The organism is Glutamicibacter sp. V16R2B1 (assembly GCF_005774635.1).
Lineage (GTDB): Bacteria > Actinomycetota > Actinomycetes > Actinomycetales > Micrococcaceae > Glutamicibacter > Glutamicibacter creatinolyticus.
This window is the reverse complement of record NZ_VATX01000005.1, coordinates 243449-256942: the sequence shown is the minus strand read 5'-3', so window position 1 is coordinate 256942 and position 13494 is coordinate 243449. Positions and strand designations below refer to the sequence as shown.

The 13494-nt window shown below is 68.0% G+C and carries 15 protein-coding genes; all 15 read left to right on the top strand.

The features are described from left to right. The first annotated feature begins 152 nt into the window (after positions 1-152). The 15 genes from rpsD (at position 153) to FDN03_RS03415 (ending at position 13491) form a co-directional block, all read left to right on the top strand. The gene (gene rpsD, locus FDN03_RS03485; RefSeq protein WP_138174096.1) at positions 153-776 is read left to right on the top strand and encodes a 30S ribosomal protein S4; all 624 of its coding nucleotides are present in this window, start codon (positions 153-155) and stop codon (positions 774-776) included. A gap of 133 nt (positions 777-909) precedes the next feature. Continuing rightward, positions 910-1281, top strand: coding sequence for a DUF948 domain-containing protein (locus tag FDN03_RS03480; protein WP_054821639.1), 372 nt, complete (start codon positions 910-912; stop codon positions 1279-1281). A 9-nt stretch (positions 1282-1290) separates the two neighbouring features. Then, the gene (locus FDN03_RS03475) at positions 1291-1524 is read left to right on the top strand and encodes a hypothetical protein (RefSeq protein ID WP_054821640.1); all 234 of its coding nucleotides are present in this window, start codon (positions 1291-1293) and stop codon (positions 1522-1524) included. After that, positions 1521-4211, top strand: a complete 2691-nt coding sequence (gene alaS / locus FDN03_RS03470) for an alanine--tRNA ligase (RefSeq protein WP_138174093.1) — start codon at positions 1521-1523, stop codon at positions 4209-4211. Before FDN03_RS03475 ends, alaS begins: the two co-directional genes overlap by 4 nt. After that, positions 4204-4755: a Holliday junction resolvase RuvX gene (gene ruvX, locus FDN03_RS03465; RefSeq protein WP_138174091.1), complete on the top strand. Its 552-nt coding sequence runs from the start codon at positions 4204-4206 to the stop codon at positions 4753-4755. Before alaS ends, ruvX begins: the two co-directional genes overlap by 8 nt. A 35-nt stretch (positions 4756-4790) precedes the next feature. Further along, positions 4791-6215, top strand: coding sequence for an endolytic transglycosylase MltG (gene mltG, locus FDN03_RS03460; RefSeq protein ID WP_138174089.1), 1425 nt, complete (start codon positions 4791-4793; stop codon positions 6213-6215). A gap of 51 nt (positions 6216-6266) precedes the next feature. Continuing rightward, entirely contained in the window at positions 6267-7079 is an 813-nt protein-coding gene (locus FDN03_RS03455; RefSeq protein WP_138174087.1) for a shikimate dehydrogenase, read from the top strand. Between the two features lie 29 nt (positions 7080-7108). Next, positions 7109-8308 (top strand): chorismate synthase, encoded by a 1200-nt coding sequence (gene aroC / locus FDN03_RS03450; RefSeq protein WP_138174085.1) that lies wholly within the window; start codon positions 7109-7111, stop codon positions 8306-8308. After that, positions 8309-8806 carry a shikimate kinase gene (locus FDN03_RS03445; RefSeq protein WP_138174083.1) on the top strand — a complete coding sequence of 166 codons (498 nt, stop codon included), beginning with the start codon at positions 8309-8311 and terminating at the stop codon, positions 8804-8806. 61 nt (positions 8807-8867) lie between these two features. Beyond that, complete coding sequence (gene aroB, locus FDN03_RS03440) at positions 8868-9959, top strand: 3-dehydroquinate synthase (protein WP_138174081.1); 1092 nt, start codon at positions 8868-8870, stop codon at positions 9957-9959. 3 nt (positions 9960-9962) lie between these two features. Next, positions 9963-10505: a hypothetical protein gene (locus FDN03_RS03435; RefSeq protein ID WP_054821479.1), complete on the top strand. Its 543-nt coding sequence runs from the start codon at positions 9963-9965 to the stop codon at positions 10503-10505. Positions 10506-10596: 91 nt separating this feature from the next. Further along, positions 10597-11157, top strand: a complete 561-nt coding sequence (gene efp, locus FDN03_RS03430) for an elongation factor P (RefSeq protein ID WP_138174079.1) — start codon at positions 10597-10599, stop codon at positions 11155-11157. After that, positions 11157-11567, top strand: coding sequence for a transcription antitermination factor NusB (gene nusB, locus FDN03_RS03425; protein WP_138174077.1), 411 nt, complete (start codon positions 11157-11159; stop codon positions 11565-11567). The genes efp and nusB overlap by 1 nt, the downstream gene beginning before the upstream one ends. Before the next feature lie 383 nt (positions 11568-11950). Then, positions 11951-12523, top strand: coding sequence for a bifunctional pyr operon transcriptional regulator/uracil phosphoribosyltransferase PyrR (gene pyrR, locus FDN03_RS03420; RefSeq protein WP_138174075.1), 573 nt, complete (start codon positions 11951-11953; stop codon positions 12521-12523). Beyond that, positions 12520-13491 (top strand): aspartate carbamoyltransferase catalytic subunit, encoded by a 972-nt coding sequence (locus tag FDN03_RS03415; RefSeq protein WP_138174073.1) that lies wholly within the window; start codon positions 12520-12522, stop codon positions 13489-13491. The genes pyrR and FDN03_RS03415 overlap by 4 nt, the downstream gene beginning before the upstream one ends. Positions 13492-13494: the final 3 nt, after the last annotated feature.

The following is a 13494-nucleotide window of genomic DNA, read 5'->3' as shown; positions in this document are numbered from 1 at the left end:
CCACGGGCCGGGGTGAAGGGTGTAAACTTGATCCTTGGCTGGCAAGCCGCGCCCCCGGGCGTGGTTGCAGTGCTCACCGGGATGCGACGCCCCACCACTCTCCACCCTGGAGGCCAGTTACCATCCGTCGCTAAACAGAAGAGGACACATTTATGGCTAACGCCCGTGCCCGCCGTACCGTGCGCCTGTCGCGCGCACTTGGCATTGCACTGACCCCGAAGGCTGAGAAGTACATGGAGCGCCGTCCGTACGGCCCCGGTCAGCATGGTCGTGCCCGCAAGAAGCAGGACAGCGACTACGCAGTGCGTCTGCGCGAGAAGCAGCGTCTGCGCGCCCAGTACGGCATCCGCGAAGTCCAGATGCTCAACGCCTTCAAGGAAGCCAAGCGCCTTGGCGGGGAGACCGGCGGCAACCTGCTGGCCCTGCTCGAGTCCCGCCTGGACGCCCTGGTGCTGCGTGCCGGCTTCGCCCGCACCATCCAGCAGGCCCGCCAGCTGGTCGTGCACCGCCACATCATGGTCAACGGCCAGCGTGTGGACCGCCCCTCGTTCAAGGTGAAGCCGGGTCAGGTGATCCACGTTCACGAGAAGAGCGAGAAGATGGTTCCGTTCCAGATGGCCGCCGCTGGCGAGCACGCACAGGTGCTGCCGGCCGTTCCGGGCTACCTGGACGTGAAGCTGGAATCGCTGCAGGCCACCTACGTGCGCCTGCCCGAGCGCTCGGAGATCCCGGTGACCTGCGAAGAGAACCTCGTGGTCGAGTACTACGCACGCTAGGCCACCCGCCACGTGTGCGCCGATGGCCCGCAACCGTCCACGGTTGCGGGCCATCGGTCCTTAACTACCTGTTCGGCCAATCGGTTCGATAAGGTGGACTGGCACCGAAGAACAACAGCAGAAGAGGAAGCTCATGTCGGGTTCGGATATTGCAGGTCTCATCGCCGCCGGCGTCTTCGCCATCCTGGTGGCGTTGCTGGCGGTCCCCATCATCAAGTTGGGAAAGGTTTTCGATGAGCTGCGCGACTCGATCAAGGACCTGTCCGACGGCACCACCCCGCTGATCGGGGAAGTGGCCAACACCGTGGCCACCACGAACGACCAGCTGAAGAAGGTCGACGCGATCACCTCCAACGTTTCGGACGCCACCGCGAACGCCTCGGCGCTGTCCTCGCTGGCGGCCGCCACCCTGGGCAAGCCGCTGATCAAGGTCGCCGCCTTCACCTCCGGGGTGAAGGCCGCGATGAACACCAAGCCGCGCGGCACCGGCCGCCGCAGCCGTTAGGAGTCAGGCATGAAGAAGCTGATGTGGGTCGCCATTGGTGTCGGCGTGGGCATCCTGGCCACCCGGAAGTACACCGACATCTCCTCCGGCAGCGCGCTGAACCGGCAGGTGGGCAAGTACGCCGACAACATCGCGGATGTGGCCGCCGCCTTCCGTGAGGGCATGCACAGCCGCGAACAGGAACTGCGCTCCGCGTTGGGCGTGGAAGAGAACACTATGAAGGGATCGTCCTCAGCACGATGAAAACGCAGGAAATTGCCCGCCGCTGGATCGACTTTTTCGTTTCGAAGGGTCACACCGCGGTTCCCAGCGCCTCGCTGGTCTCCACCGACCCGTCACTGCTGTTCACGGTGGCCGGCATGGTCCCGTTCATCCCCTACCTGACCGCCGTTGAGGAACCGCCCTACAGCCGCGCCACTTCCGTGCAGAAGTGCATCCGCACCGCGGACATCGAAGAGGTCGGCAAGACCGTGCGCCACGGCACCTTCTTCCAGATGTGCGGCAACTTCTCCTTCGGGGACTACTTCAAGGAAGAGGCGATCACCTTCGCCTGGGAGCTGCTGACCAACCCGGTCGCCGAGGGCGGCTACGGGCTGGACCCGCAGCGGCTGTGGGTCACCGTCTACGAGGACGGCGAGGAGCGCGACGAGGAAGCCCGGCGCATCTGGGAAGAGAAGATCGGCCTGCCGCGCGAGCGGGTCGTGGGCACCGGCAAGGAAGACAACTACTGGAACACCGGCCAGCCCGGCCCCGGCGGCCCCTGCTCGGAGATCTACTACGACCGCGGCCCCGAATACGGCATGGAGGGCGGCCCGGCGGTCGACGAGACCCGCTACATCGAGATCTGGAACCTGGTGTTCATGCAGTACCGGCTTTCGGCGGTGCGCTCAAAGACCGACTTCGACGTGGCCGGTGAGCTGCCCAAGCGCAACATCGACACCGGGCTGGGCCTGGAGCGCCTGGCGATGATCCTGCAGGGCGTGGAGAACATGTACGAGACCGACCAGGTGCGCCCGGTGCTGGACCGCGCCGCCGCCCTGGCCCAGGTGCGCTACACCTCCACCGAGGACCCGGCGGACCCGAACCACGCCAACGACGTGCGCCTGCGCATGATCGCCGACCACATCCGCAGCGCCCTGATGCTGATCTCCGACGGGGTCACCCCGGGCAACGAGGGCCGCGGCTACGTGCTGCGCCGCCTGATCCGCCGCGCGGTGCGCGCCATGCGCCTGATGGGCGTCGAATCCGAGGTGCTGCCCCAGCTGCTGCCGGTCTCCCGCGACGCGATGAAGGGCGTCTACCCGGAGGTGGAGGCCGACTTCGAGCGCATCGCCCGGATCGCCTACGCCGAGGAGCGCGCCTTCCGCCGCACCATCGCCTCGGGCACCACCCGGCTGGATGAGGCCCTGGCCCACGCCAAGGCCGAGGGCGCCAACCTGTCCGGGGACGAGGCGTTCGCGCTGCACGACACCTACGGCTTCCCGATCGACTTGACCCTGGAGATCGCCTCCGAGGCCGGGCTGGCGGTGGACGAGTCCCGTTTCCGCGAGCTGATGAGCGAACAGCGCACCCGGGCGCAGAAGGACGCGAAGGCCAAGAAGTCCGGGCACGCGGATTTGTCGCTGTACAACAAGCTGGCCGAGGCCGGTTCGGTGCACTTCACCGGCTACGACACCCTGGAGGGTGAATCCAAGATCCGCGGGATCGTGCGCGACGGGCAGCTGGTGCCGTTCGCCGAGCAGGGCCAGCAGATCGACCTGGTGCTCGATGAGACCCCGTTCTACGCCGAGGCCGGCGGCCAGGCCGGGGACGTGGGGCTGATCACCGGTGACGGCTTCGTGCTGGAGGTCACCGACGTGCAGGCCCCGCTCAAGGGCCTGAACGTGCACAAGGCCGTGGTGCGCGAGGGCGAGCTGCCGGCCGAGGCGCTGGTGCGCACCCAGGTCGACGCGATCCGCCGCCACTCCGGGGAGCAGGCCCACTCGGCCACCCACCTGGTGCACGCCGCGCTGCGCCAGCTGCTGGGTCAGGAAGCCACCCAGGCCGGGTCGTTCAACAAGGCCGGCTACCTGCGCTTTGACTTCTCCTGGGCCGAGCAGCTTTCGGCCGAGGCCCGCCTGGAGATCGAGGAAGTGGTGAACCTGGCGATCCTGGCCAACCACAACGTGATCACCAACGAGATGGCCCTGTCCGAGGCCAAGGCCCGCGGCGCGATCGGGCTGTTCGGGGAGAAGTACGGCAATCAGGTGCGCGTGGTGGAGATGAACGGGGACTGGTCGCGCGAACTGTGCGGCGGCACCCACGTGGGCTCCACCGCCACCATCGGGCAGCTGACCCTGCTTTCGGAGGCCTCGGTCGGTTCGGGCAACCGCCGCGTCGAGGCGCTGGTGGGCATGGAGGCGTTCAAGCACGGGGCCGCCGAGCGCGCCCTGGTCAACGAGCTGTCCACGATGTTCAAGGTGCCCTCCGGGCAGGTCACCGAGCGCGTGAACGAGACCGTGGCGAAGCTGAAGGCCGCCGAGAAGCAGATCTCCGAGCTGAAGGCCGCCGCGCTGCTGGCCCAGGCCCAGGGGCTGCTGGACTCGGTGCAGCAGCTGGGCGGCGTGAAGCTGCTGGCCCACGACGCCGGCGCCGTGGATTCGGCCGATGCGCTGCGCACCCTGGCCCTGGATCTGCGCGGCAAGCTGGGCAGCGAGCCGGCGGTGATCGTGCTGATCGGCGTGGCCGGCGGACGCCCGCTGGTGCTGGCCGCCACGAATGAGGCCGCCCGCGCGGCCGGGCACAAGGCCGGCGCGCTGGTGCGCACCGCGACCGGGGTACTTGGCGGCGGTGGCGGCGGCAAGGACGACATGGCCCAGGGCGGGGGCAAGGACGCGTCGAAGATCGGCCCGGCCCTGGAGGCGATCCGTTCGGCCGTGGCCAATGCCTGATCCGCACCAGGTGCCCGGGCCGGGGCACGCCGCCGGCCAGCAGGCCCCCGCCGGGAAACCGGCGGGGGCCTGCCCCGGCGCGCTGCTGGGCGTGGACGTGGGCGCGGCCCGGGTGGGGGTGGCCGTCGCCCAGGCCGATTCCGGGCTGGCGCTGCCGGTGTCCACGCTGCGCCGGGATGTGAAGAAGAACTCGGATCGGCGGATCCTGCTGAAAATGGTGCTTGATCGCCAAGTTACCGACGTGTACATTGGGGAGCCGAAGTCGCTGTCCGGCAACGCCACCGAATCCACGAAAATGGCCCGTGACTACGCCATCTCGCTGGCCGAGGAGGCCCACGAGGCGGGGATCGAGCTCGGCGTGTGGCTGATCGACGAACGGCTGAGCACGGTCAGCGCGCACCGGGCGCTGCATGAGGCCGGACGCAAGTCCCGCAGCCACCGCGAGGTGGTGGACCAGGCGGCCGCCGTGGAAATACTGCAACAGGTCCTGGACCGCAAGCACAACCAGGTGCCCATCCAGGCCAGCCGGGTCGTCATCCGCTGATGCCCGAGCCCCCATCCGACGCAGGAGAGAGCCCAATGCGAGACGAATCTCGACGGGAAGCACAACGCCAGGCACGCCAGGAACTGCACCAGCGGTTCCTGGACGGCGCCCACGGCGGGCTGCCGACCCCGGGGCAGCCGGAAATCATCGGCGCCTCCCTGCCCGCCCCCGCCCTGAGCGAGGAACACACCTCCGCCGACGAGCTGGCCCTGGCCGCGGCGAACACCACCCAGTTCGACGCCGCCGAGCCGGCGCTGTGGCAGACCCCCCACCACGGGCACCACGTGCGCCGGGACGAGGCGCAGCCGGCCGGGGAGCCGGCCGCCGGGATCAGCGCACCGGTCGCGGCCGCGCACCTGTACCAGGAGGAACCCGAATCCCAGGTGAGGGCCCGGCGCCAGCGCAGCAAGCGCCGGCGCAACCTGGTGATGGCCGCCACCGTGCTGATCTTCGCGCTGGTCGTGGCCGGCGCCGGGTTCACCGTGCGCGGCATCTACAAGGCGTTCAACCCCGATGACTATCCCGGCCCCGGCGGGGCGCAGGTCGAATTCGTCGTGGAGGACGGCTGGGGAGTGGGGATCATCTCCCGCAAGCTCGAGGAGCTGGACGTCGTCTCCGACGACAAGCTGTTCGTCAAAGCCATGGACGCCTCCGCGGCCGGGAACAAGGTCATCCACCCGGGCACCTATGTGCTGCAAAAGCAGCTGCCGGCCGCCGAGGCCGTGGACCTGATGGTGGACAACCGCCCGGACAAGGTCTTCTACGTGGGCCTGAAGCAGAACATGCGCCTGAACGCGGCCCTGGAGGAAATCGCCAAGGGCTCGGGGCTGGAGCTGAAGGAACTGACCGAGCTGGCCAACGACCCCGAACGCTTCGGGCTGCCCGGGGAGGCGAAGAACCTGGAGGGCTACCTGCACCCGGGCGAATACCGCTTCGCCCTGGACACCAGCGCCGAAGAGGTGCTGCGCCAGCTGGTGGACTCCACCACCGCCACCCTGGCCGAGCACGGGGTGGACGACCCGGCCCAGGGCTACCGGGTGCTGAAGATCGCCTCGATCCTGCAGGCCGAGGCCCAGCCGAAGGACTACGCGGTGGTCGCCGGCGCACTGAACAACCGGCTGTCCGAGCAGAACGACCAGACCCATGGGCTGCTGCAGGTGGACTCCGCGGTGATCTACGGGCTGGACCGCTACACCCTGCAGTTCTCCAAGCAGGAGAAGGCCGATAAGTCCAACCCGTACAACACCTATGTGCACCGCGGGCTGCCGCCCACCCCGATCGGCTCCCCGGCCGACTCGGCGATCGCCGCGGCCGTGAACCCGCAGGAGAACGACTTCTACTACTGGGTGACGGTGAACATCGCCACCGGGGAAACCAAGTTCGCCCGCACCTACCAGGAGCACCAGCGCTACCAGCAGGAGTTCCGCGACTGGTGCCAGGCCAACCCGGGGCAGTGCTAGGCTCCATCGCCACCGAAGAACAACGCGCAAGCCACCGACAGTGAGGTAACCGTGAAGGCCGCAGTCCTGGGCAAGCCCATCAGCCACTCCAAGTCCCCGCAGCTGCACCGCGCCGCCTACCGGCTGCTCGGCGTGGACCTGGACTACCAGCGCCTGGAACTGGACCCGGCCGACGCGCCGGACTTCGCCGCCGGGCTGCGCGCCGGCGGCTGGGCCGGCTGCTCGGTCACCATGCCGCTGAAGGACGTGTTCATCGGCCACATGGACAGCGTCACCGACCTGGTCACCACCACCGGGGCGCTGAACACCATCGTGGTGCACCCGGACGGGACCCTGCACGGGCAAAACACCGACGTGTACGGGATCGTGCGGGCCTTCGCCGACGCCGGGATCGGGCACACCGGCACCGGCACCATCCTGGGGGCCGGGAACACGGCGCTGGCCGCCGTGCAGGCGCTGCACCAGATGGGCGCCGAACGGGTGCGCTTCGTGGTGCGCGATCCGGCCCGCGCCGGGCGGGTCACCGCCCTGGCCGCCGCGCTGGGCATGGCCACCGAGGTCAGCGAGGTGCAGGAGATCACCGGGGACCCGGTGGTGGTTTCCACCCTGCCCCCCTCCGCCGCCGACGCCTGGGTGCCCACCCTGGGCGCGGGCACCGGGACGCTGCTGGATGTGGCCTACGACCCGTGGCCCTCGGCCCTGGCCGCCGCCTGGCGGGGGCCGGTCATCAACGGGCTGGCGATGCTGGTGCACCAGGCGGTGGAGCAGGTGCGCCTGTTCACCGGGCTGGATCTGGCGCAGGAGGAGCGCGAAAATGTCACAAACACCATGTTTGCGGCCGTGGCGCTTCATCGAGGTCGGTAAAAGCGCGGGCACATGGCAAAATGTAGTGCATGTTGCGTTGGTTAACCGCGGGCGAATCGCACGGCCCGGCACTCGTTGGAATTCTTGAAGGTCTACCCGCCGGGGTCCCGGTGGACAGTGAGCTCGTCCGTTCGGCGCTGGCGCGCCGGCGGCTTGGCTATGGCCGCGGGGCCCGCATGAAGTTTGAAAAGGACCAGGTCAGCTTCCTGGGCGGGGTGCGCCACGGCGCCACCCAGGGCGGACCGGTCGCCATTGAAATCGGCAACACCGAATGGCCCAAGTGGGAACGCGTGATGAACGCGGACCCGGTGGATCCCGGCGAACTGGAGTCCCTGGCCCGCAATGCGCCGCTCACCCGCCCGCGCCCGGGCCACGCCGACTTCACCGGCATGCAGAAGTACGGGTTCGACGACGCCCGCCCGGTGCTCGAGCGCGCCAGCGCCCGGGAAACCGCGGCCCGCGTCGCCCTGGGCTCGGTGGCCGACGCGTTCCTGGCCGAACTGGGCATCGAACTGGTCGCGCACACCACCGCCGTGGGCACCGCCGAGGTCCCCGATGACGCCGCGCTGCCCACCCGGGCCGACGTCCCGGCGCTGGACGCGGATCCGCTGCGCTGCTTTGACGCCGAAACCTCCGCCGCCATGGTCGCCGAGGTCGACGACGCCCACAAGGCCGGGGAAACCCTGGGCGGGGTCGTGGAGGTGCTGGCCTACAACCTGCCCCCGGGTCTGGGCTCCTACGTGCACTGGGACCGCCGGCTGGACGCCCGGCTGGCCGGGGCGCTGATGGGCATCCAGGCGATCAAGGGGGTGGAGGTCGGCGACGGCTTCGCCACCGCCGCCCGGCGCGGCTCGGCCGCCCACGATGAGATCCAGCATGCCGCCGACGGGCGCATCGAGCGGGCCACCAACCGGGCCGGCGGGATCGAGGGGGGCATGTCCATCGGCGAGGTGCTGCGCGTGCGCGCGGCCATGAAGCCGATCGCCACCGTCCCGCGCGCGCTGCGCACCGTGGACACCGCCACCGGTGAGGACACCAAGGCCCACCACCAGCGTTCGGACGTGTGCGCGGTGCCGGCGGCCGGGGTCGTCGCCGAGGCGATGGTCGCCCTGGTGCTGGCCCAGGCGGTGCTGGAGAAGTTCGGCGGGGACTCGGTGGCCGAGACCAAGCGGAACATCGCCAGCTACCTGGCCGCGATCCCCGAGAACCTGGAATCCACCGGGGTCTAGATGATCTACCTGATCGGGCCGATGGCCAGCGGCAAGTCCACCGTGGGCAAGGCGCTGGCCAAGGCCCTGGACACCACGTTCCTGGACACCGACGAAGTGATCGTGATGAGCCACGGCTCGATCCCGCAGATCTTCGCCGAGCACGGCGAAGAGCACTTCCGCGACCTGGAGGTGGCGACCCTGCGCGCCACCCAGGCCGGGGTGCTGGCCACCGGCGGGGGAGCGGTGCTGCGCCCGGAAAACCGGGAGGTGCTGCGCCGCGGCACCGTGGTCTACCTGCAGATGGATGAGGACACCGCCGCCCGGCGCCTGGCCCGCAGCCAGGACCGTCCGCTGCTGGCCGGCGAGGACGGGGTGCTGCAGCGCTGGCGGCAGCTGTTTGCCGCGCGCCGGGACATCTACGAGGACCTGGCGGACCTGACCGTCACGGTCGAGGGCAAGAGCGTGAACGAGCTGGTCACGCTCATCCAGGGCCATGTGATTAGTGCCACGAGATAGGGCTATTCGCGAATCCCGCGCGTACTCTGGAAAGATCAGCACCACAGGAGGATCTCTACGGATGCCTTTAGCACCCACCACACTTCAGGTCACCGGAGCATCACCGGAGCAGAACTATCCGGTTCTGGTCGGTAATGGTTTGCTGGGACAGCTTCCCGAACTGCTTGGACCAAGTGTCAAGAAGATTTTGATCATCCACCCGCGGGCCCTGCGCACCACCGGGGACCTGGTCAAGGATGAACTCGATACCAAGGGCTACTCGGCGATCACCGCCGAAATCCCGGACGCCGAGGAAGGCAAGCACATCCAGGTCGCCGCCTTCTGCTGGGAGGTCCTGGGCAAGAACGACTTCACCCGCTCGGACGCGGTCATCTCCGTGGGCGGCGGCGCCGTCTCGGACGTGGCCGGCTTCGTGGCCGCCACCTGGCTGCGCGGGGTGAAGGTCGTGCACGTGCCCACCTCCGTGCTGGGCATGGTGGACGCCGCCGTGGGCGGCAAGACCGGCATCAACACCGCCGAGGGCAAGAACTTGGTCGGCTCCTTCCACCCGCCGGCCGGCGTGCTGGTGGACCTGGACGCCCTGGCCACCTTGCCGAAGAACGAACTGGTCACCGGGCTGGCCGAAGCGGTCAAGTGCGGTTTCATCAAGGACGAGCGGATCCTGGAGCTCATCGAGGAAAACCCCGAAGAGGCCATGGATCCCACCAGCGACCGGCTGCGTGAAATCATCGAACGCACCATCGCGGTGAAGGTCGATGTGGTCTCCCGGGACCTGAAGGAATCCGGGGACCGCGAATACCTGAACTACGGGCACACCCTGGGCCATGCCATCGAGCTGGCCGAACGCTACCAGATGCGCCACGGCGCGGCGGTGTCCATTGGACTGTGCTTCGCCGCGGAACTGGGCCGCTCGGTGGGCTACACCCCGGATGCGGTGGCCGAACGCCACGCCGCGATCCTATCCTCGCTGGGACTGCCCACCACCTACCGCAACGACCGCTGGGCGTCGCTGCTGGATGGGATGAAGCGGGACAAGAAGGCCCGAGGCGACCAGCTGCGCTTCGTGGTCCTGGAAGATATTGGCAAGCCGCGGATCTATGAAGTTCCGGATAACTCGCTGTTGTTCGCGGCCTACCAGGAGATTGGTGAGTAAGAAATGACTGAGGCACGACACAACGCGGTGTCCTTCGAAGTCGCCTCCGTCAACCGTGAAGGTGTGGACACCTCCATTGACGGAATCCTGATCAACCCCGAAACGATGCGCGCCTACGTGGCCGATGAAGCCGCCGCGGAACGCTCCATGCAGGTCGGTTCGCCCACCGACCAGGTGGTCATCCACCTGGCCCGCGGCGAACTGGCCCAGGCGGGGGAGATGATCACCGAGCAGCGCCTGCTGGACCCGATGAACGCGCACCTGCGGGTACTGGACACCGAGCTGACCCGCATGCAGGGGGACACCCAGCGGGCCATCAACCGGCTGCGCAAGCTGGCCGAGGAGTTCGCCGACACCGAGTACGAGCCGCTGATGCAGCACCATTTGGGCATGGCGTTCTACGAAACCCGGGACTACCGTGCGGCGGTGACCCGCTTCACCCTGGCCCTGGAACAGCGTCAGGCGATCAACGCGCCCAAGCACCTGGTGGACGCCTCGCGCATCTGCCTGCAAATGGCCGAACAGCGCCTGCAGGCCAGCGCCTAACACGGCGCCTGCGGATCGATGCGCTAGACTAGGACATGGTTTTTTGACAAAGGGCCGGCGTGAGCCGGCTGAATATGAGGATTGAGGACTCGTGGCAGATACGACTGACATCAAAAACGGTCAGGTCATCAAGATTGACGGCCAGCTGTGGACCATCATTGACTTCCAGCACGTGAAGCCGGGCAAGGGTGGGGCGTTCGTGCGCACCAAGATGCGCAACGTCGTCACCGGACGCGTCCAGGACAAGACCTACAACGCCGGGGCGAAGATCGAAACCGCCAACGTTGACCGCCGCGACTACCAGTACCTCTACCAGGACGGGGAAGACTACGTCTTCATGAACCTGGACGACTACGACCAGGTCACCGTCTCCGGCGCCACCGTGGGCGACGCCGCCGACTACATGCTGGAAAACCAGGAACTGACCATCGCCATGTACGACGGCAACCCGCTGTACGTGGAAATGCCGCCGTCGGTCATCCTGGAAATCACCTACACCGAGCCGGGCCTGCAGGGCGACCGCTCCTCGGCAGGCACCAAGCCGGCCACCCTGGAAACCGGCAAGATCATTCAGGTGCCGCTGTTCGTCGAGCAGAACACCAAGGTCAAGGTCGATACCCGCAACGGTGACTACCTGGGACGTGTCTCCTAGTGAGTGCCCGTGCCAAGACCCGCCGCCGGGCCCTGGAATTCCTCTTCGAAGCCGAACAACGCGGCGCCGAGCCGCTGGCCGTGGCCGTCGGACGCCGGGAGAACTCCGAGATCGTGATCAACGAGTACTCCATCCAGATCATCGAGGGCGTCACCGCCCAGCAGCAGCGCATCGATGAGATCCTGGAAAGCTACGTGCGCGGCTGGACCCTGGAACGCATGCCGTCGGTGGACCGCATCGCCCTGCGCATCGGCGTGTGGGAACTGCTGTACAACGACGACGTGCCCGACGCCGTCGCCGTCGCCGAGGCCGTGGCCAACGTGCGTGAGCTGTCCACCGACGACTCCCCGGAATTCGTCAACGGCGTGCTCGGCCGCATCCAGCAAATCAAGGACACCCTGGTCGACTGATCCTCACCCTGCCTGTCCCCGCGCAAGCCGGAACCCGATTCGTGGTTCCGGCTTGCGGCGTTTAACCACCCTTGCGCCCACGTCCCCGGGGGCAGCGGCGGCGGCGCCCTCACGCCTAACTATGCGGCGCAATGTTTCGGCGGTGGCGCGCAGTGTGGCCAAGTGAACATTGCGGCTGCCTGCAACCGCGTCGCGGGCGGGAAGTGACGCTGCGGCGCGCACGGAGACAGCATCAACGACGCCGTCTGTGACCGAACTAACGCATCATTCATGGTCATGTATAGCCTTTCGGTGGGGAAGTGGTGCCGGGGCGTGATAATTTCATAGGAGCAATATTCCTTTAAGAACCGTCCCGTGAGGCGGAGAAGGGAGAGATGCAACGCATGAGCGAGAAATCGCCGGCAACGCCTGGCGCCCGCACGGTGCTGTCCTCGGACGACATCGAACGCGTGCTGACGCGCATCGCCTTTGAAATCATTGAGGCCAATAAGGGCACCGAGGACCTGGTGCTGCTGGGCATCCCGCGCCGCGGCTATCCGCTGGCCCAACGCCTGGCCGAACGCATCGCCGCCACCACCTCCGGCGCCATCAACCCCGAATCGCTGGTCGGGCAGCTGGACATCACCATGTACCGCGACGACCTGCGCACCTCCACCACCCGCACCCCGGCACCCACGCGGCTGCCCGCCGGCGGGATCGACGACAAGGTCGTGGTGCTGGTCGATGACGTGCTCTACTCCGGACGCACCATCCGCGCCGCCCTGGACGCCCTGTCCGACTGGGGCCGCCCGCGCATCGTGCGCCTGGCCGTGCTGGTGGACCGCGGGCACCGCGAACTGCCGATCCGCGCCGACCACGTGGGCAAGAACCTGCCCACCGCCAAGAGCGAAAAGGTGCGCGTGCACCTGGCGGAAACCGACCAGGACAACGAAGTGATCATCGAGGCCGGCGCATGAAACACCTGATCTCCACCGCGGACGTCACCCGCGAAGAAGCCATCCGGATCCTGGACATCGCCGAGGAAATGCGCGAGTTCGGCACCCGGGAAGTCAAGAAGCTGCCGGCGCTGCGCGGACGCACCGTGGTGAACCTCTTCTTCGAGGATTCCACCCGCACCCGCATCTCCTTCGAGGCCGCCGCCAAGCGCCTGAGCGCGGACGTGATCAACTTCTCCGCCAAGGGCTCCTCCGTGTCCAAGGGCGAATCGCTGAAGGACACCGCCCAAACCCTGCTGGCCATCGGCGCCGACGCCGTGGTGATCCGGCACCCCGACTCGGGTGCACCGGCTCGCCTGGCGGCCACCGACTGGATCGGGTTGCCGATCGTCAACGCCGGGGACGGCATGCACGAACACCCCACCCAGGCGCTGCTGGACGCGTTCACGCTGCGCCGCCAGGTCAGCCTGCGCGAGGGCACCGCCCCGCACGGCAAGGGCCTGGACGGGCTGAAGGTCGCCATCGTCGGGGACATCCTGCACTCCCGGGTGGCCCGCTCGAACCTGTGGCTGCTGAACTCCCTGGGCGCCGAGGTGACCATGGTCGCCCCGCCCACCCTGCTGCCGGTGGGGGCCGACGCCTGGCCGTGCACCATCAGCTATGACCTGGACGAGGTCATCGCCTCCGGGGTGGACGCGCTGATGATGCTGCGCGTGCAGGGGGAGCGGATGCATGCCGCCTACTTCCCGAACCCGCGTGAATACTCCCGCTACTGGGGCCTGGACGACGCCCGGCTGAAGGCGCTGGACGCCTCCGGCGAGGAAACGCTGATCATGCACCCGGGCCCGATGAACCGCGGCCTGGAAATCTCCTCGGCCGCCGCCGACTCCCCACGCTCCACCGTGCTGGACCAGGTGACCAACGGCGTGGCCGTGCGCATGGCCAGCCTCTACATGCTCCTCTCCGGCGACTTGATCAAGGAAAGCTAGGTC